This is a genomic window from Intestinirhabdus alba, assembly GCF_009711095.1.
Lineage (GTDB): Bacteria > Pseudomonadota > Gammaproteobacteria > Enterobacterales > Enterobacteriaceae > Intestinirhabdus > Intestinirhabdus alba.
The window spans coordinates 1-19,480 of the sequence record NZ_WMJZ01000005.1; the positions used below are offsets into that span (position 1 = coordinate 1).

Annotated in this window: 19 protein-coding genes, 1 tRNA gene and 1 rRNA gene; 8 read left to right on the top strand and 13 right to left on the bottom strand. The window is 56.9% G+C overall.

What is annotated here, in order from left to right; translation table 11 throughout:
- Positions 1-45 precede the first annotated feature (45 nt).
- A tRNA-Thr gene (locus tag GJV78_RS04925) sits at positions 46-121 on the top strand.
- Between the two features lie 38 nt (positions 122-159).
- Positions 160-275, top strand: a 5S ribosomal RNA gene (gene rrf / locus GJV78_RS04930).
- A gap of 420 nt (positions 276-695) precedes the next feature.
- On the opposite strand, the gene GJV78_RS04935 is transcribed toward rrf, so the two are convergent.
- The 13 genes from GJV78_RS04935 to acuI form a co-directional block, all read right to left on the bottom strand.
- Complete coding sequence (locus tag GJV78_RS04935) at positions 696-917, bottom strand: putative periplasmic lipoprotein (RefSeq protein WP_155107280.1); 222 nt, start codon at positions 915-917, stop codon at positions 696-698.
- Between the two features lie 374 nt (positions 918-1,291).
- Positions 1,292-2,149: an adenine-specific DNA-methyltransferase gene (yhdJ, locus tag GJV78_RS04940; RefSeq protein WP_155107281.1), complete on the bottom strand. Its 858-nt coding sequence runs from the start codon at positions 2,147-2,149 to the stop codon at positions 1,292-1,294.
- 85 nt (positions 2,150-2,234) lie between these two features.
- A complete protein-coding gene (fis, locus tag GJV78_RS04945) occupies positions 2,235-2,531 on the bottom strand; it encodes a DNA-binding transcriptional regulator Fis (RefSeq protein WP_000462905.1) in 297 nt (98 codons plus the stop codon).
- A gap of 25 nt (positions 2,532-2,556) precedes the next feature.
- The gene (gene dusB / locus GJV78_RS04950) at positions 2,557-3,522 is read right to left on the bottom strand and encodes a tRNA dihydrouridine synthase DusB (RefSeq protein ID WP_155107282.1); all 966 of its coding nucleotides are present in this window, start codon (positions 3,520-3,522) and stop codon (positions 2,557-2,559) included.
- Between the two features lie 306 nt (positions 3,523-3,828).
- On the bottom strand, positions 3,829-4,578 hold the full coding sequence (locus GJV78_RS04955; RefSeq protein ID WP_155107283.1) for a carbonic anhydrase: 750 nt from the start codon (positions 4,576-4,578) through the stop codon (positions 3,829-3,831).
- 137 nt (positions 4,579-4,715) lie between these two features.
- Positions 4,716-5,597 (bottom strand): 50S ribosomal protein L11 methyltransferase, encoded by an 882-nt coding sequence (gene prmA, locus GJV78_RS04960; RefSeq protein ID WP_155107284.1) that lies wholly within the window; start codon positions 5,595-5,597, stop codon positions 4,716-4,718.
- Between the two features lie 11 nt (positions 5,598-5,608).
- Complete coding sequence (panF, locus tag GJV78_RS04965; RefSeq protein WP_155107285.1) at positions 5,609-7,060, bottom strand: sodium/pantothenate symporter; 1,452 nt, start codon at positions 7,058-7,060, stop codon at positions 5,609-5,611.
- On the bottom strand, positions 7,050-7,292 hold the full coding sequence (locus GJV78_RS04970; protein WP_155107286.1) for a YhdT family protein: 243 nt from the start codon (positions 7,290-7,292) through the stop codon (positions 7,050-7,052). Before GJV78_RS04970 ends, panF begins: the two co-directional genes overlap by 11 nt.
- Before the next feature lie 107 nt (positions 7,293-7,399).
- Entirely contained in the window at positions 7,400-8,749 is a 1,350-nt protein-coding gene (gene accC / locus GJV78_RS04975) for an acetyl-CoA carboxylase biotin carboxylase subunit (protein ID WP_155107287.1), read from the bottom strand.
- A 10-nt stretch (positions 8,750-8,759) separates the two neighbouring features.
- Positions 8,760-9,230, bottom strand: a complete 471-nt coding sequence (accB, locus tag GJV78_RS04980) for an acetyl-CoA carboxylase biotin carboxyl carrier protein (RefSeq protein WP_155107288.1) — start codon at positions 9,228-9,230, stop codon at positions 8,760-8,762.
- 389 nt (positions 9,231-9,619) lie between these two features.
- Positions 9,620-10,219, bottom strand: coding sequence for a protein-methionine-sulfoxide reductase heme-binding subunit MsrQ (msrQ, locus tag GJV78_RS04985; protein WP_167519379.1), 600 nt, complete (start codon positions 10,217-10,219; stop codon positions 9,620-9,622).
- Complete coding sequence (gene msrP, locus GJV78_RS04990) at positions 10,220-11,224, bottom strand: protein-methionine-sulfoxide reductase catalytic subunit MsrP (RefSeq protein WP_155107289.1); 1,005 nt, start codon at positions 11,222-11,224, stop codon at positions 10,220-10,222. It lies immediately after the preceding gene.
- Positions 11,225-11,326: 102 nt separating this feature from the next.
- The gene (acuI, locus tag GJV78_RS04995; protein WP_155107290.1) at positions 11,327-12,301 is read right to left on the bottom strand and encodes an acrylyl-CoA reductase (NADPH); all 975 of its coding nucleotides are present in this window, start codon (positions 12,299-12,301) and stop codon (positions 11,327-11,329) included.
- Positions 12,302-12,523: 222 nt separating this feature from the next.
- On the opposite strand from acuI, the gene csrD reads away from it, so the two are divergent.
- The 6 genes from csrD (at position 12,524) to rng (ending at position 19,451) form a co-directional block, all read left to right on the top strand.
- A complete protein-coding gene (gene csrD, locus GJV78_RS05000; RefSeq protein WP_155107291.1) occupies positions 12,524-14,464 on the top strand; it encodes an RNase E specificity factor CsrD in 1,941 nt (646 codons plus the stop codon).
- A gap of 311 nt (positions 14,465-14,775) precedes the next feature.
- The gene (mreB, locus tag GJV78_RS05005) at positions 14,776-15,819 is read left to right on the top strand and encodes a rod shape-determining protein MreB (RefSeq protein WP_155107292.1); all 1,044 of its coding nucleotides are present in this window, start codon (positions 14,776-14,778) and stop codon (positions 15,817-15,819) included.
- A 62-nt stretch (positions 15,820-15,881) separates the two neighbouring features.
- Positions 15,882-16,901, top strand: coding sequence for a rod shape-determining protein MreC (gene mreC, locus GJV78_RS05010; protein ID WP_155107293.1), 1,020 nt, complete (start codon positions 15,882-15,884; stop codon positions 16,899-16,901).
- On the top strand, positions 16,901-17,389 hold the full coding sequence (gene mreD, locus GJV78_RS05015) for a rod shape-determining protein MreD (RefSeq protein WP_167519380.1): 489 nt from the start codon (positions 16,901-16,903) through the stop codon (positions 17,387-17,389). The genes mreC and mreD overlap by 1 nt, the downstream gene beginning before the upstream one ends.
- Before the next feature lie 9 nt (positions 17,390-17,398).
- Positions 17,399-17,992, top strand: a complete 594-nt coding sequence (locus GJV78_RS05020) for a Maf family protein (RefSeq protein WP_155107294.1) — start codon at positions 17,399-17,401, stop codon at positions 17,990-17,992.
- On the top strand, positions 17,982-19,451 hold the full coding sequence (gene rng, locus GJV78_RS05025; RefSeq protein WP_155107295.1) for a ribonuclease G: 1,470 nt from the start codon (positions 17,982-17,984) through the stop codon (positions 19,449-19,451). Before GJV78_RS05020 ends, rng begins: the two co-directional genes overlap by 11 nt.
- The last annotated feature ends 29 nt before the right edge of the window (positions 19,452-19,480 follow it).

Below are 19,480 nucleotides of genomic sequence, written 5' to 3' on the forward strand. Positions count from 1 at the left end.
CTCCCCATGCGAGAGTAGGGAACTGCCAGGCATCAAATTAAGCGTGCTGATATGGCTCAGTTGGTAGAGCGCACCCTTGGTAAGGGTGAGGTCCCCAGTTCGACTCTGGGTATCAGCACCACTTTTTAGGTTAAAGTTCGGCGCGTTAAAAAGAATTTGTCTGGCGGCCGTAGCGCGGTGGTCCCACCTGACCCCATGCCGAACTCAGAAGTGAAACGCCGTAGCGCCGATGGTAGTGTGGGGTCTCCCCATGCGAGAGTAGGGAACCGCCAGACATCAAATAAAACAAAAGGCCCGATCGCAAGATCGGGCCTTTTGTTTTGCCCATTATTTATCGCTAAGCGCAAGCGGTTTACGCAGCGACAGCGGAGTCAAACGCCGCTTAGCGGCTGATGACAATGATTCAGTTAGTAAAAGGCCCTGCGAGTGGTTTTGCGCCTGATGCCGGTCGTCATAGCAAAGCCTTGCCGTTGCGCAGACCATAAAATAAAGCAGCTTGCAGAATTATAAATATTAATTGATACGGCTGCCCCAGTTAAACTGCAGGCGAGGTGGTTGACTGGGGAACGGCAGGATAAAACAAGAGAACGCTAATTTCCCGATAAGATATAGAGTAAATACCGTTATTATTTATTGTGGATGTAGGACATAAATTATCCGGACTCAGGATGCGGAAATACCGCACCCTGAAAGGATTATTTTGAAAGTGCAATAATACCCAGCGTCAGGCCAGCTACTGCAGCTGCGCCGCCGGCGATAGCGCCAGCCGTTTCCCAGTTATCCTGAGTGGTGCCTTTCATACAGGTATTGGTATGTACCAGACGTCCCTGGTCGTCGTATACGGGCACGCATGGGGAATTATGAGCGCAGCCTGCCAACAGAGCGGTAAGCAATGCGACCGGAATCAATTTTTTCATCTTGTCACCTCAAATTAAGCGTTCCGTTAAAGACTGAACCTTTTACGAATCCAGAATTATTTTACCACCGCTGTACAAGGGGCGAACCCGGGAAATAATCTCAAGGAGTGAGTATTGTAAACATCATGGAGAAATCGGCTAGGCTCTTCGAAAGAGAAAGCGTTATCTGCTTAATATATAAAGGTGTTTAACCCTTACGATTTTTATTGTATTGCTGCATTAGCTCATGATGCAAAATAGTTATCTGCTCCCGGAAAGAGCGGAGCGGAAGAGAGGAGCCGCACGGCTGGCCTGCATAGTGCGCCCGGTACTTATTGTCATGGGGTTTAAGAGCGACAGGAATATAACAGGAGATGCCGGAGAGCGCCCGGCGTTTAGCTTTCCCGGCTTTTTTTCGACAGGTTGTTGGTTTTTCGCCTTTTAATCCTGACCAGCTCCTCAGAGGAGTAGTGCGAACTGACGTTGAGCCTGCGCAAACCCATTTTTATATATTCGCCGTTAACTTCGATACCAATAAATTTGCGCCCGTAGGCTATCGCTACCGCACCGGTGGTAAAACTTCCGGCAAACGGGTCAAGCACTCTCTCCTCTGGGTTTGAGGAGGCGAGGATAATGCGCTCCAGCAGGGCCTGGGGCTTTTGCGTCGGATGGTTCTCATACTCCTCCATCAGATAGCGCACCCGCGGAAAGGTCCAGACGTTGCCGGGCACCTTTTGCGTATTGTAGGGGCGAGGTGGGTTTTTGCGGTAATCGATCAGCGCGCGCTTTGCCCCGGTTTTGGCCTCGACCAGAATTTCGCTGCTATTGAAGGTGTAGCGCTTTGGATCTTTTACCATCATCAGAATCGGCTCATACATGGAGCCGAAGAATCGCTTCGCCTGCACGCCGGAGCTGTCGTAAGCCCAGACGATGCGGCTTTTAATGGTAAACAGTTTGCGGCACTGGAGGTCGATCCAGGGCATATTTTCCGTGCTGTTCATGATATACATGGTGCCGTGCTTCCTGAGGACCCGATGGCACTCCCTGATACACTCCAGCAGCCATGCCAGGAACAGCTCTTCATCCCATGACTCCACCATGCCGTCGAAATCTTTTCCGATGTTATAGGGCGGATCGGCAAAGATCAGATCGATGCTTTCCGGAGGCAGTTTTTTCAGTTCCGAAAGCGCATCGCCGTGGATAATCTTTTTTGTATCATCGCCGAAGTAGTGAGGTTCAATGCCTGCCTTCATGATTATTCTCACAGCTAATACCTATAAAAAAGGCGCTCACCCGTGTCGGGCCGCGCCTTTTTACACAAGCAGCGAACTGAATAAATTAGTTCATGCCGTATTTTTTCAGTTTTTTACGCAGCGTACCACGGTTGATGCCCATCATCAGGGCAGCACGGGTCTGGTTACCGCGGGTGTATTGCATCACCATGTCCAACAGGGGCTGTTCTACTTCAGCCAGTACCAGCTCGTAGAGGTCATTGACATCCTGACCGTTTAATTGAGCAAAATAGTTCTTCAGTGCCTGTTTAACCGAGTCACGCAGGGGCTTTTGGGTCACCTGGTCCTGAGAGTTAACGGTAGAAACGGTCAGTACGTCAGAATTTACGCGTTGTTCGAACATAGTTCTGTCAGCTCTTTATTTCTGTTTACGCAAAATTTTCGAAGTATGCCTCCAACGCCTCCAGCTGTTCGCTGGCATTCTCAATGGCGTTGAATGTGCGCCGAAACTGGTCATCTGGAGCGTGCTCCCGGAGATACCAGGAGACGTGTTTACGTGCTATTCGGTATCCTTTTGCCTGACCATAGAAGTCATGCAGTTCCCGAACGTGCGCGCAAAGCAAGCGCTTTACCTCTGCCAGAGGCAGGGGGGCCAGTAACTCCCCAGTGTCCAGATAATGCTGGATTTCCCGAAAGATCCAGGGTCTTCCCTGAGCTGCCCGGCCTATCATCAGGGCATCCGCCCCCGTATAGTCAAGCACTGCTCTGGCTTTTAGCGGGTCAGTAATGTCGCCATTCGCGATAACCGGAATGGAAACTTTCTGCTTAACTGCCCGAATGCTGTCGTACTCAGCGTCTCCGTTGAACAAACAAGCGCGGGTGCGGCCATGAATGGTCAGAGCCTGAATGCCACAGTCTTCGGCCAGTTGGGCAATTTCTACGCAGTTACGGTGTTCCGGTGCCCAGCCGGTGCGAATCTTCAGGGTTACAGGAACGTCCACGGCACTGACGACTTCGGCAAGTATCGATTTTACCAAATCGGGGTGCTGCAAAAGGGCTGACCCTGCAAGCTTGCGATTCACTTTTTTGGCCGGACACCCCATATTGATATCAATAATCTGGGCACCGCTTTCCACGTTAATACGTGCGGCATCGGCCATCTCAACAGGATCGCTGCCGGCAATTTGCACCGTGCGAATACCTGGCTCATCAACGTGCACCATCCGTAGCCGGGACTTGTCGCTTTCCCATACCTGCGGGTTAGAAGACATCATCTCGGATACTGTTAAACCGGCTCCCATCTCATAGCACAGCGTCCGAAATGGCCTGTCCGTGATGCCTGCCATGGGCGCTGCGATCAGGCGATTTCTGAGCTGGTAATGTCCGATGCGCATGAGTTAAGAAATGACCATACTGTGACTGCAAGGCGGCGTATATTACGCATTTTTTGCGCGAGATGAAAGGCCAAACTTTGAGCAATCCACTGAGGCGGATCAAAGAATCGCGCTTCAGAGGTCAGGAGAAAAATATTTTCCTGTAAAAATCAATCGCTTGATATTTTATGGCGTTTTTTTGTACATCGACAATTTTGCGCAACTTCGCATTTTTTCTTAGTCATTCCGGCAGAGAGCCAGATAATCTGCTGAATTAAACGGCAAATTATCTGGCCTCTGCTGTGATAAAGGCGGAACGTGGGAGGCCTATTCGACAATAGTCCGACCGTTCAGCGGCTGCGTCGGGCGGTTGTTATCATGACGCATCGCAGTTTTAAATTTACGCAGCTGTTCGGCAGAGAGAGTTAAGGGCGACTTCATGACGATCCAGGCGACTTTTTCGCTGCAGGGCGGGGTGGTTAATGAACCGCTAAAGCGCCAGTAGGCCCTGTTCTTCGGCAGCAGCTGGTTAATTTTAACCGGCGAAGAGAGCGAAACGCTGTTGCCCGTTGCCGGAATGGTTTTCCACAAATGCTCAAGTGCCTTGTTAGGGCTGCCGGGTTCAAACATGACGGCGACCACGGCAAGCTTTCCGGTCAGGCTTTTATGCACCAGATGCATTTCCATCGCGTAGTGCTGGCCATTAACGGTATTTTCACTCGGCGCGTGGAAATGAAACTGCTCCAGCGTGTAGGCATAGCCATCAAGTTGAATTGAATTTACGCCACCGCCGTCCGGCGCGGCCTGTAGCGTGTGGCCGTTGTTCAGAAAGATCGCCGGGCTATCCACATAGCGGATCTCAAGGGGCGGGAGACGCTCTTCGCGTACGAACTGTTGCCGGATATCGACAGGAGACTGGCTCATGCCGGTCTGGCATACTTTGAACGCTTCGCTGATTTCTCCCCAGCGCTCGGGCGCGCCGTCGCCCTGATAGCTCCAGTGAGCCGGGGCCGCCGAAGCGGACAGAGAGGTAAGGCAGAGAGCCGCCAGGGTTATTGCAGAGGGACAGATTTTCATATATTCACCTAATAAATCCATTTGGGTAAGAAATAATTTAATATTATGATTTTAATGGATATTATATCGGTGCGACGCAGGGGAAGAGAAGCGGATTAGAGGAAAAGGGTGCGATCGGGCGATCGCACCGAAAAGCGTTACTTCTTACAGCCGGTAATACGACACCACTCCTCTTTCTCAATCACCGGATCGAGGGTAAAGAGATCGGCATAAGCGTCGCAGACGCTCTCCGCCTGGCTGGCAAGAATACCGGAAAGGCCCAGCAGACCGCCTGTAACGGGCAGCACGCTGATTAACGGTGCCAGCTCGCGCAGTGGGCCTGCCAGGATGTTTGCCACCACCACATCGGCTTTCATGCACTCTGGCTGGTCCTGCGGCAGATAGAGCTCCAGTCGTTCGGAGACGCCATTGCGTTCGGCGTTATCACGGCTGGCCTGAATCGCCTGCGGGTCGATATCCACGCCAATGGCTTTCGCCGCGCCCAGCTTCAGGGCGGCGATGGCCAGAATACCGGAGCCGCAGCCGAAGTCGATTACCGTCTTACCGGTTAAATCAAGGCCGTCAAGCCACTGCAGGCACAGGGAGGTGGTCGGATGGGTGCCGGTGCCGAAAGCCAGACCCGGATCCAGCATCACGTTAACGGCGCTGGCATCCGGTACATCGCGCCAGCTCGGGCAGATCCACAAACGTTCCCCAAAGCGCATCGGGTGAAAGTTGTCCATCCACTCGCGTTCCCAGTCTTTATCCTCAAGCTGTTCGATTTTGTGTGCAAAGCCCGCGCCCAGCAGCGGATGATTTTCCAGTATCGACACCACTTTCTTCATATCGGTTTCCGCGTCGAACAGCCCGATGACGTCGGTATTGCCCCACAGGCGGGTCTCTCCCGGCAGCGGCTCAAATACCGGCGTGTCGTGGGTGTCCTGGAAGGTAATGGAAACGGCACCCGCTTCCATCAGGGCATCGCTTAAATCTTCCGCATTAGCGTCGGAGGCATTTAATTTCAGTTGAATCCATGGCATGGTAAAACTCTTTATTTATCAGTAGATAAAATGGCTTCCTGCGGGGCGGAAACACCGAAGCGGTTGCCGATCAGGAAGGCCAATAAGCTCAATAGCAGCGAGGGGACGATCGGATGAAAGCCCAGCCACTGGATATTTAGCGTTGCAAGAACGGCATACAATCCACCGCCGACGATCATCGCGCTTAAGGCACCGGTGGCGTTCGCACGCTCCCAGTACAGTCCCAGCACCAGCGGCCACAGAAACACCGCCTCCAGGCCGCCAAAGGCCAGCAGGTTGAGCCAGATGATCATCTGCGGCGGTTTCCATGCCGCCAGTAGCAGCAGTGCGCCCAGCAGCAGGGTTATCGCCGCCGACATCCGCTTCAGCCGGGTCTCGTTCTGTTGCTGCTCAGGATGAAGATTAAGATAGAGATCTTTAACGATCGTCGCGGAGCTTTGTAGCAGCTGGGCGTTGATCGTCGACATGATGGCCGCCATCGGTGCGGCGAGGAAGATCCCGGCGGCGACCGGCGGCAGAACCTTCACTATCAACGTGGGGATGACCAGATCCGGAACCGTCAGCCCCGGAAGCACTGCCCGTCCCAGCGCGCCGGCCAGATGCATACCCAATACCAGGATCGCCATGATGATGGTGCCGATTATTATTCCCCGGTGTACCGCTTTGCTGTCCTTATAGGAGATACAGCGCACCGCCGTATGCGGCAGGCCGACCACGCCAAAGCAGACCAGTACCCAAAAAGAGGTCATAAAGGTCGGCGACAGAATGTCGTCGGCCCCCTGCGGCGAAACCAGCTTCGGATCGATAGTCCGCAGCGTCTCTACCGCGTGGCTGAGGCCGCCCGCGGCGTGCACCACGCCCGCCAGCAGGACGATGGTGCCGATCAGCATCACCAGCCCCTGCATGGTATCGTTGAGCACGCTGGCGCGAAACCCGCCGAAGGCGGTATACAGCGCAATGCTGATGCCGAAAATCAGCAGGCCGGTTTCATAGGGAATGCCCGCCGCCGTCTCCAGCAGGCGCGCGCCGCCGATAAACTGCACCGTCATCGCGCCGATAAATGCCACCAGCAGGCTGAGGCTTGCCAGCCAGACCAGCAGCCGGCTGCGATAGCGTGCGAACAGCATGTCGTTAAGCGTCACGGCGTTATAGCGACGGGCGAGGATGGCGAACTTCTTACCGAGGATGCCCAGCGACAGCCAGATGGCGGGGAGCTGAATCATCGCCAGCAGTACCCAGCCCAGACCGTACTTATAGGCGGCACCGGGTCCGCCTATAAACGAGCTGGCGCTGATATAGGTGGCGGTCATCGTCATTGCCAGCACGATCCCGCCCATTGAGCGGCTGCCGAGAAAATATTCGTTAAGGAAGGTGCCCGTCGATCGCTTGCGCATCGCATAGAGAGAGAGCGCGAACACTACCAGCAGGTAGGCGATGAGCGGCAGAATGACTTCAGACTGCATCGTCATCCTCCAGCGGGATTTCACGATAGATAAATTTCACCATCGCCCGGCACAGCAAAATAAAGATCAGCGGCGTCAGCAGGCAGGCCATTTCGAACCAGTGCGGCAGGCCGGTCATGCCCGGCTCCACGCCGGGTAAGTAAGCGGTTGCTAACCACGCAGCCAGATAGGAAAGGGTCAGCCACAGCGCCCAGCGCGCCTCTCTGTGGGCCTGAACAAAACGTTTGTCCATTTTTTGTCCCCCGGGATGAAGAAAACGAGAATTGTACCCTAAGGAGCACGGCGGCCCCCAGCAATAAAAAAGGCCGGAATATCCGGCCTTGTATGGCGAAAGCAGGCCTATTTTTCCTGCATGCCGAGCTTCTTCTCCAGATAGTGGATGTTGGTGCCACCGTGCTGAAAATGCTCGTCGTTCATGATGCGGGTCTGCAGATCGATGTTGGTTTTAATGCCGTCGATAATCAGCTCCTGCAGCGCGTTCTTCATGCGGGCAATCGCCACATCGCGGTTTTCGCCGTAGCAGATAAGCTTACCGATCATGGAGTCATAATACGGCGGAACGGTATAACCGGCGTAAATATGAGACTCCCAGCGCACGCCGAAGCCGCCCGGCGCGTGGAAGCGGGTAATTTTCCCCGGGCTTGGCAGGAAGGTATTCGGATCTTCGGCGTTGATACGGCACTCGACCGCATGACCTTTAACCTGGACCTCTTCCTGCTTAATCGACAACGGCTGGCCGGCCGCAATGCGCAGCTGTTCTTTAATCAGGTCAACGCCGGTGATCATTTCGGTAACCGGATGCTCAACCTGAATACGGGTGTTCATTTCGATGAAATAGAACTCGCCGTTTTCAAACAGAAACTCAAAGGTGCCCGCCCCGCGATAGCCAATATCCACACAGGCTTTCGCGCAGCGCTCGCCGATGTAGCGGCGCAGCTCCGGGGTGATGCCCGGTGCCGGCGCTTCTTCGACCACTTTCTGGTGACGGCGCTGCATGGAGCAGTCGCGCTCGGCCAGATAGATGGCGTTGCCCTGGCCATCGGCCAGCACCTGAATCTCGATATGGCGCGGGTTTTCCAGATATTTTTCCATGTAGACCATGTCATTGCTGAAAGCGGCTTTCGCTTCAGCTTTGGTCATGGAGATGGACTGCGCCAGTTCGGCATCGCCGCGCACCACGCGCATACCGCGACCGCCGCCGCCGCCGGATGCCTTAATAATCACCGGGTAGCCAATGCGTTTGGCATGGGCGCGGTTAACGTCCATATCATCGCCCAGCGGACCGTCGGAGCCTGGCACGGTCGGCACGCCAGCCTTCTTCATCGCGGTAATGGCGGAGACCTTATCGCCCATCAGGCGGATAGTCTCGGCCTTCGGGCCGATGAAGATAAAGCCGGAGCGCTCAACCTGCTCGGCGAAGTTGGCGTTTTCGGAGAGGAAGCCGTAGCCCGGGTGGATAGCCACCGCGCCGGTAATTTCGGCGGCGCTGATAATAGCCGGGATATTCAGATAACTTTTTACGGACGGGGCCGGACCGATACAGACCGTCTCATCCGCCAGCAGTACGTGTTTTAAATCGCGATCCGCGCTTGAGTGCACGGCAACGGTCTTGATGCCCAGCTCTTTGCAGGCCCGAAGAATGCGCAGTGCAATTTCGCCGCGGTTGGCGATGACTATTTTATCCAGCATGTTCGCCTCGTTACTCGATGACGACCAGCGGCTCGTCAAATTCTACCGGTTGTCCACTTTCGACCAGAATGGCCTTCACTGTTCCTGACTTGTCCGCTTCGATCTGGTTCATCATTTTCATGGCTTCGACGATGCACAGGGTGTCGCCTGCGTTCACTTTCTGACCCACTTCGATAAACGCTTTTGCGTCAGGGCTTGGGGTGCGGTAGAAGGTACCGACCATCGGAGAGCGTACGATGTGACCACTGATTTCCGCTGCCGCCGCTGGTGCTTCCATTACCGGCGTGGTTGCAGTCGCGACGGCGTTAGACAGAGCTGGCTGCTGCATTGGCGCAGCGTAGGCCTGTTGCATCACGGGAAAGCCTGCGCTCGGTGCCGCACGGCTGATGCGTACAGACTCTTCGCCTTCAGAAATTTCCAGTTCAGAGATGCCTGATTCTTCAACCAGCTCGATCAGTTTTTTTATCTTACGAATATCCATGAGTGGGTTCCGTACTCTTTGTTTAGTGTGTTTGTGACAGCGTGCTGCCGCTGTCCGTAAAGCGTATGTCCCGCTGCGCGGGGAGAATTCAGCCCAGGGCGGCGAGACGCCGGCAGAGTAAGCGTCGGCGCTCAAAATGAGTCTTATCTGACATTGTGCAGCGATCTTCTGCCATCCTCCGGCAAAAAACAAAATATACCTTCGATACGCGATTGTCACCCTTTCAGCGGCTTAAATATTACCAGCCCGGGCGTCAGGGTTGCGCATTATAACGATTTCGTGGCAATTGGCAGCTAAATACTGGTCTTATCAGAGAAGATAATCAACCGCTAACATGTGGATAACAACCGTACGACCGCATCCGGCAACGCGGCGCACGGCTATTGACGCTAGCGCCACCACTGGCGGAACGTGCGGTAGCGGCAGGCCAGCAGGGCGATCGCCAGGGCGGCGTAGAGGAGCGGCTGCGGTGATAAAATTTTTACTGACCACAGATAATGAACGGGTGCCAGAATTGCCGCCAGATAGACGAAATTGTGTAAACGCTGCCAGCGCCTGCCCAGCTTTTGCTGCGCATAGCGCGTGGAGGTCAGCGCCAGCGCCAGCAGGATCAGCCAACTGAGGATGCCCAGCGTCAGGTAAGGGCGGGTAAGCAGCTCGCGGCCCAGCAGCGCCAGGTGATTAATGCCCAGCTCCAGCAGCGCATAGCAGGCCAGGTGCAGCGTTGCCCATGCGAAACACCATAGCCCCAGCAGGCGTCGGGTGCGAATCAACAGCGGCTGCCTGGCGTATCGCGCCAGCGGCGTGACCAGCAGGGAGGCCAGCAGGAATTTCAGCGCCGTCCTGCCGGTGAAGTGCTGAATATCCTTAGCGGGATCGGCGCTCAGGCCGCCGTGATTCAGCGCCCAGATCAGCCACAGCAGCGGGAGCAATCCGGCGAAATGGAGCACGACTTTCAGTCCGGTAATCTGTTTTGCCGTCAGACGCACTTAAAAGTTCTCCCGTAGATCGAGACCGTGATACAAGGACGCCACCTCGTCGGCATAGCCGTTAAACAGCAGGGTGGGCTGGCGCTGTACGTCCAGAATGCCGCCCGCGCCGATAACGCGCTCGCTCGCCTGCGACCAGCGCGGATGGTCGACGTGCGGATTGACATTGGCGTAGAACCCGTACTCGTCCGGCGCGGAAAGATGCCAGGTCGTCGGCGGCCGCTCGCGGGTCAGGGTAATGCTGACTATCGACTTAATGCCCTTAAAGCCATATTTCCACGGTACGGTCAGGCGGACGGGCGCGCCGTTTTGCGGCGGCAGCGTTTTGCCGTAGACGCCGACGGTCAGCAGCGTCAGCGGATGCATGGCCTCATCCAGGCGCAGACCTTCAACGTAGGGATACTGAAGGCCGCCGCCGATAAAGCGATCCTTCTGGCCGGGCATCTCCTCCGGAGCGTAGCGCGTTTCGAAGGCGACATATTTCGCGCTGCCGGTGGGTTCAGCCAGCGCCAACAGTTTCTGAAGCGGAAAACCAATCCACGGCACCACCATCGACCACGCCTCGACGCAGCGCATCCGGTAAATGCGCTCCTCCAGCGGGAAGCGGTTAAACAGGTCATCGTGATCCAGCGTCAGGGGCTTTGCCACTTCGCCGCCGATCTTCAGGGTCCAGGGATCGGTTTTCATACTGCCGGCGTTGGCCGCCGGGTCCGCCTTGTCGAGACCGAATTCGTAGAAGTTGTTATAGCCGATGACTTTGGCTTCCGGGGTCTGAGGGAGGGGGCTTTGCCAGGCGGCGGGCTTGCTGAACTCAAGCGGCTTGCCGGGCGGCGCGGGGGAGCGATCGTTACCTTTAAACCAGCCTAACAGATCGGCGTGCGCCGCGGTGGGTAAAGAGAGGGCGGCAGCGCCGATCCCCAGCGTTTTCAGCACCTGACGCCGCTGCATAAAAAAAGCCGACTCGGCGGTAACATCGGCTTCTGTAAAGGGACGAATTTTCTTCATAACGGACTCCTGGGTAGCCATAGCGCGTAGTTACTATGGCAGGGAGTCCGTCAGCGTGCTGAGAAATTTTGTTGCTAATTTGTAAGGTGCACGGGTGATTGATTAGCTAATTTTCACCAGCGTGCGGCCCTGTGCCTGGTTATTCATGATGGCTTCGGCAAACGTGGGTGCCTGCTCCAGCGTAATTTCCGTTGCCGTCTGGTCGTAGAAGCATTCCGGCAAATCGTTGGCCAGGCGCTGCCAGGCTCGGGTACGACGGTCGGCAGGCGTCATGACCGAATCGACCCCCTGCAGGCGGACGTTGCGCAGAATAAACGGCATCACCGTGGTGGGCAGGGCAAAACCGCCCGCCAGACCGCAGGCAGCGACGCAGCCGCCGTAGTTCATTTGTGCCAGCACCTTCGCCAGCACGTTGCCGCCGACGGTATCGACGGCACCGGCCCACAGCTGCTTTTCCAGCGGCCGCGTTTCGGCAAATTCATCGCGTCCGAGGATACGATCTGCGCCGAGGCTCTGCAGATAGGCGTGGGTGCTTTCGCGACCGGTAACGGCCGCCACCCGGTAGCCCAGCTGGTGCAATAGCGCTACGGCGGTGCTGCCCACGCCGCCGCTGGCACCGGTCACCACGATCTCGCCCGCTTCGGGCCGCACGCCGGCCTCTTCCAGCGCCATGACGCACAGCATGGCGGTAAAGCCGGCAGTACCGATAATCATCGCTTTACGCCCGTCCAGCCCGTCGGGCAGCGCCACCAGCCAGTCGCCTTTGACGCGCGCGCGCTCCGCGAGGCCGCCCCAGTGGTTTTCACCTACGCCCCAGCCGGTCAGCAGCACCGCCTGTCCGGCGTGGAAGCGGGGATCTTCGCTGGCGCGCACGGTGCCCGCGAAGTCAATACCGGGAATCATTGGAAAGTTGCGGATAATTTTTCCCTTCCCGGTGATGGCCAGCGCATCTTTGTAGTTCAGACTGGACCAGTGAATGTCCACCGTAACGTCGCCTTCCGGCAGCCGACTCTCTTCGAGCTTCTGTACGGATGCGAGAGTTTTACCGTCCTGCTGTTCCAGGATCAAAGCCTGCATAACGTGTCCTCAATTTGCCTGGTGAATTGGAAAAATCGTCCCAAAGACTATACTCGCTAAATGAAACGTGATGCCGATTTAACGCAATAAATTGCCAGTTAAGCCTGATTTGGTAATATGCGCGCATTCTTTTATGCCTGGTTAAACTTCGCGTTCAGTTTTACGTTTTCGTGTCGCTTTACCACTTTCGTACCGTTTCCAACCGTCGGAGTTAACACAAGGATGCGATTAACGACGAAATTTTCAGCGTTTGTCACCCTGCTTACCGGGCTAACCATTTTTATGACCCTGGTCGGCTGTTCGCTGAGCTTTTACAACGCGATCCAGGATAAGCTCAGAGATCGCGTACAGGCGGTCGCTACGGCCATCGACGCCCGGATGGTCTCCAGCGATTTCTCCACGCTGAAGCCGCAGGTTAACGAGCTGATGATGACGGCGGACATCGTGCAGATTAAGCTGCTGCACGGCGGAAAGCGGGTCGACGGCTATTCGCGGCAGAAAAGTTACCGTCCGGTCGGCCCCGGTAACTTGCTCATCCACCTGACCGTTCCGTTGTTAAAGCATCCCGGCATGTCGCTGCACATGACCTATCAGGATCCGATGGGCAATATTTTCCATTCGCTAAAAACCACCGCACCGCTCACTCTGTCCATCGGCTTTATCATACTGCTGCTGTTTCTGGCGGTGCAGTGGCTGCAGCGCCAGCTTGCCGGACAGGAGCTGCTGGAGGTGCGCGCCACCCGCATTCTGAACGGCGAGCGCGGGCAAAACGTACGCGGCTCGGTCTACGAGTGGCCGGAGCGCGCCAGCAGCGCTCTGGATACGCTGCTTTCCGAAATTCAGTTTGCCAGCGAGCAGCGCAGCCGGCTGGACGCGCTAATCCGCTCCTATGCCGCTCAGGATACAAAAACAGGGTTGGGCAACCGCCTCTTTTTTGATAATCAGCTGGCAACGATGCTGGAAGATCAGGAGAAAGTCGGCGCGCACGGGGTTGTGATGATGATCCGTCTGCCCGATTTTAGCCTGCTGCAGGAAGGCCGGGGGCGCGGCATGGCGGAAGATGAACTGTTTATCCTGATTAACTTGCTGTCGACCTTTATGATGCGCTATCCCGGCGCGCTGCTGGCACGCTATCACCTCAGCGATTTTGCCGTCCTGCTGCCGCACCGCACGCTGAAAGAGGCCGAAAGCATCGCCGGGCAGCTCCTGAAAGCGGTTGATACGCTGCCGATGCATAAAATACGCGATCGTGACGATATGGTGCATATCGGCATCTGCGCCTGGCGCAGCGGGCAATCGACCGAGCAGGTCATGGATCACACCGAGGCGGCGACCCGTAACGCGGTGCTGCAGGGCGGCAACGGCTGGGCGGTTTATGACGACACGCTGCCAGAAAAAGGACGGGGCAACGTGCGCTGGCGGACCCTGATCGAGCAGATGCTCAGCCGGGGCGGGCCGCGTATTTATCAAAAGCCGGCGGTCACCTGCGACGGGCGGGTGCACCACCGCGAGCTGATGTGCCGGATTTTTGACGGCAAGGAAGAGGTGATCGCCGAAGAGTATATGCCGATGGTGCTGCAGTTTGGCTTAGCCGAAGAGTATGACCGCCAGCAGATTGGCCGCCTTATACCGCTGCTCGGCTACTGGCCGGAGGAAAATCTGGCGCTGCAGGTCTCGGTGGAGTCGCTGATTCGCCCGCGTTTTCAGCGCTGGCTGCGCGATACGCTGATGCAGTGTGAAAAATCCCATCGCAAACGCATAATTATTGAACTTGCGGAGGCAGATGTAGGTCAACACATCAACCGATTACGCCCCATTGTCCGTCTGATTAACGCGCTGGGCGCGCGCGTGGCGGTCACGCAGGCTGGTTTAACGCTGGTCAGCACCAGCTGGATTAAGGAACTCAGGGTCGAATTGCTTAAGCTCCATCCGGGGCTGGTAAGAAACATTGAGAAGCGAACGGAAAACCAGCTGTTGGTGCAAAGTCTCGCGGAGGCCTGTACCGGCACCCATACCCAGGTTTATGCCACCGGTGTGCGTACACGCGATGAGTGGAATACGCTGACGGCGCGCGGGGTTGCCGGTGGGCAGGGCGACTTTTTTGCCTCCTCGCAGCCCCTTGACACTAACGTGAAAAAATATTCACAAAGATATTCGGTTTAACCTGCCGTTTAGTGTGTTTTCACGTAGAATAACGCGCGCTGCGCCTGATGGGGATGGGGGGAAGCCAGTCTGCCCGCCGGTTTGTAGCAGCATGTATGCAGGTGAATGTCCTTGGCCAGGTTACAAATGGGGCGAGTTTTCTGCTGAAATATTCAGTTCTGAAGGACTCAGCCAGAGTTTTGTAACAAAGGAAACGAACTGCACTAATTTTCACCGTAGCAGATGATTTTTGCGCCTTGTCGCTGCTGCGTGTGGTTGGTAAAGTAAGCGGATTTTGTTTTCCGCCCCAGCTTTCAGGATTATCCCTTAGTATGTTGAAAAAATTTCGTGGCATGTTTTCTAATGACTTGTCCATTGACCTGGGTACTGCGAATACCCTCATTTATGTAAAAGGACAAGGCATCGTATTGAATGAGCCTTCCGTGGTGGCCATTCGTCAGGATCGTGCCGGTTCGCCGAAAAGCGTGGCCGCCGTGGGTCATGATGCGAAGCAGATGCTGGGCCGTACGCCGGGCAATATTGCTGCCATTCGCCCAATGAAAGACGGCGTTATCGCCGACTTCTTCGTGACCGAGAAAATGCTCCAGCACTTTATTAAGCAGGTGCACAGCAACAGCTTTATGCGTCCAAGCCCGCGCGTTCTGGTCTGCGTACCGGTCGGCGCGACCCAGGTTGAACGCCGCGCGATCCGCGAATCCGCCCAGGGCGCTGGTGCCCGTGAAGTGTTTCTGATTGAAGAACCGATGGCCGCGGCCATTGGCGCGGGCCTGCCGGTTTCCGAAGCAACCGGCTCCATGGTTGTGGATATCGGCGGCGGCACCACCGAGGTTGCGGTCATTTCGTTGAATGGCGTGGTCTACTCCTCCTCCGTGCGCATTGGCGGCGACCGCTTCGACGAGGCGATCATCAACTACGTGCGCCGCAACTATGGTTCGTTGATTGGCGAGGCCACCGCTGAACGCATCAAGCATGAGATCGGCTCCGCCTATCCGGGTGACGAAGTCCGCGAGATCGAAGTGCGCGGGCGTAACCTGGCGGAAGGCGTTCCGCGCGGCTTTACCCTGAACTCCAACGAGATCCTCGAAGCGCTGCAGGAGCCGCTGACCGGCATCGTCAGCGCGGTGATGGTCGCGCTTGAACAGTGCCCGCCGGAGCTGGCGTCCGATATCTCCGAGCGCGGTATGGTACTCACCGGAGGCGGTGCGCTGCTGCGCAACCTTGACCGCCTGCTAATGGAAGAAACCGGCATTCCAGTGGTTGTTGCTGAAGATCCGCTGACCTGCGTGGCGCGCGGCGGCGGCAAGGCGCTGGAAATGATCGACCTGCACGGCGGCGACCTGTTCAGCGAAGAGTAATCAGAGGCTGGCAGGGTGAGTCGCCTTTCCCTGCCGAATCTGATACGAGAATACGCAAGCTTATGAAGCCAATTTTTAGCCGTGGCCCGTCGCTGCAGATCCGCATTGTGCTGGCGGTACTGGTGGCGCTCGGCGTGATTATCGCCGACAGCCGCCTGGGGACGTTCAGCCAGATCCGCACGTACATGGATACCGCCGTCAGCCCTTTCTATTTTATTTCCAATGGTCCCAGAGAGTTACTTGATGGCGTATCGCAGGCGCTGGCGTCCCGCGATCGGCTGGAGCTGGAAAACCGGGCGCTGCGCCAGGAGCTACTGCTGAAAAACAGCGCGCTGCTGATGCTGGGGCAGTACAAACAGGAGAACGCGCGTCTGCGCGAGCTGCTGGGTTCGCCGCTGCGTCATGACGAGCAGAAGATGGTAACCCAGGTGATTTCCACGGTGAACGACCCCTACAGCGACCAGGTGGTGATCGACAAGGGCAGCATGAACGGCGTTTATGAAGGTCAGCCGGTCATCAGTGATAAGGGCGTCGTGGGTCAGGTCGTGGCGGTAGCCAAGCTAACCAGCCGGGTGCTGCTGATTTGTGACGCCACCCACGCACTGCCCATTCAGGTGCTGCGTAACGATATTCGCGTTATCGCCGCCGGCAACGGCTGCACCGACGATCTGCAGCTTGAACACCTGCCCGCCAATACCGATATTCGCGTCGGCGACGTGCTGGTGACCTCCGGCCTGGGCGGTCGTTTTCCGGAAGGCTATCCGGTTGCCGTGGTCTCCTCCGTCAGGCTGGACACCCAGCGGGCCTACACCGTTATCCAGGCGCGCCCGACGGCGGGGCTGCAGCGTTTACGCTATCTGCTGCTGCTGTGGGGAGCGGATCGTAACGGCGCGAACCCGATGACGCCGGAAGAGGTGCACCGCGTTGCTAACGAGCGCCTGCTGCAGATGATGCCGCAGGTCCTGCCGTCACCGGATGCAATGGGCCCGCCTGCGCCGATGCCGGCACCTGCCACCGGTCTCGCTTCACCTGCTGCGCAAGAGACTACCACGCCGCCCCAGCGCACGCCGGGAGGCCGCTAGTGGCCAGTATGCGTCGTCAGGGGCGCTGGATTATCTGGCTCTCCTTTTTTGTGGCGCTGCTGCTGCAAATCATGCCCTGGCCGGAGGAGATTATCGTCTATCGGCCGAACTGGGTGCTGCTTATTCTGCTCTACTGGATCCTGGCGCTGCCGCACCGCGTGAACGTCGGCACCGGCTTTGTGATGGGCGCTATCCTCGATCTTATCAGCGGTTCGACGCTGGGCGTGCGGGCGCTCTCAATGAGCATTATTGCCTGGCTGGTGGCGCTGAAGTTTCAGCTGTTTCGCAATCTGGCGCTCTGGCAGCAGGCGCTGGTGGTCGTGTTGCTTTCCCTGGTCGTGGACACTATTGTTTTCTGGGCCGAGTTTTTAGTGATCAACGTCTCTTTCAGGCCGGAAGTGTTCTGGGGTAGTGTAGTGAACGGCGTGCTCTGGCCATGGATCTTCTTGCTGATGCGCAAAGTGCGTCAGCAGTTTGCCGTGCAATAAAAGGTTTCTATGACGTCACTTTATCTGGCCTCCGGCTCGCCCCGCCGTCAGGAGCTGCTGACTCAGCTGGGCGTAGACTTCGAACGTATCGTTACGGGGATTGAAGAGCGGCGCGGCGAGGGCGAAAGCGCGCGGCGCTACGTTTGTCGTCTGGCGCGGGAAAAGGCGCTGGCGGGCGTGGCGCAGGCGTCGCGCGATTTGCCGGTGCTGGGGGCCGATACCATCGTCACGCTTAACGGCGGGGTGCTGGAGAAGCCGCGCGACGCGACCCATGCGGCGTATATGCTGCGCCAGCTTTCCGGAAAAACGCATCAGGTGCTGACGGCCATCGCGCTGGCGGACCGCCGGCGGGTGCTGGAGCGTCTGGTGGCCACTGACGTCACCTTTCGGGCGCTGAGCGAGAGGGATATCGCGGATTATATCGCCAGCGGCGAACCTATGGATAAGGCCGGCGCGTACGGTATTCAGGGGCTGGGCGGCCGTTTCGTCAGAACGATCGGCGGCAGCTACTATGCCGTGGTTGGCCTGCCGCTGGTTGAAACCGAGGAATTGCTGGGCGAGTTTATTTCACTGCGCGAGAAAAAGGATCAACATGACGGCTGAACTGTTGGTAAACGTAACGCCATCGGAAACGCGAGTGGCGTATATCGATGGCGGTATTCTGCAGGAAATTCATATTGAACGCGAGGCGCGGCGCGGGATCGTAGGCAATATCTACAAGGGTCGGGTCAGCCGCGTACTTCCGGGTATGCAGGCGGCTTTTGTAGATATTGGCCTGGAGAAAGCCGCGTTTTTGCACGCTTCCGATATTATGCCGCACACCGAATGCGTGGCGGGTGAGGAGCAAAAGCAGTTTACCGTTCGCGACATTTCCGAGCTGGTGCGCCAGGGGCAGGATCTGATGGTGCAGGTGGTGAAAGATCCGCTTGGCACCAAGGGAGCGCGCCTGACCACCGATATCACGCTGCCCTCCCGCTATCTCGTGTTTATGCCCGGCGCGTCGCACGTGGGGGTTTCTCAGCGCATTGAAAGCGAAAGCGAGCGCGAGCGCCTGAAGAAGGTGGTGGCCGAGTATTGCGACGAGCAGGGCGGATTTATCATCCGCACGGCGGCAGAGGGCGTCTGCGAAGAGGATCTGGCCTCTGACGCCGCCTACCTTAAGCGGGTCTGGACAAAGGTCATGGAACGCAAGAAGCGCTCCCAGACGCGCTATCAGATGTACGGCGAGCTGGCGCTGGCCCAGCGCGTGCTGCGCGATTTCGCCGACGCCCAGCTCGATCGTATCCGCGTCGATTCCCGTCTGACCTACGAGTCGCTGCTGGACTTTACCGCCGAATATATTCCGGAAATGACCAGCAAGCTGGAGCACTACAGCGGCCGTCAGCCGATCTTCGACCTTTTCGACGTGGAGAATGAGATCCAGCGGGCGCTGGAGCGCAAGGTGGAGCTAAAGTCCGGCGGCTACCTGATTATCGACCAGACCGAGGCGATGACCACCGTCGATATCAATACCGGTGCCTTCGTCGGCCATCGCAACCTCGACGATACTATCTTCAATACCAATATCGAGGCGACGCAGGCGATTGCCCGCCAGCTGCGCCTGCGTAACCTGGGCGGGATCATCATCATCGATTTTATCGACATGAATAATGAGGATCACCGGCGTCGGGTGCTGCACTCTCTGGAGCAGGCGCTGAGCAAAGATCGGGTGAAGACCAGCGTCAACGGCTTTTCGCCGCTGGGGCTGGTGGAGATGACGCGCAAGCGTACGCGGGAGAGCGTGGAGCACGTGCTGTGCAACGAATGCCCCACCTGCCACGGCCGCGGCACGGTAAAAACGGTGGAAACCGTCTGCTATGAAATCATGCGTGAAATCGTTCGCGTCCACCACGCCTACGACTCCGATCGTTTTCTGGTCTATGCTTCTCCGGCGGTAGCAGAAGCCCTGAAGGGGGAAGAGTCGCACGCGCTGGCGGAGGTGGAAATCTTTGTCGGCAAACAGGTCAAGGTCCAGATTGAACCGCTCTATAACCAGGAGCAATTTGACGTTGTCATGATGTAACGAGACGCTGAGCCGGATATTTAACGGTG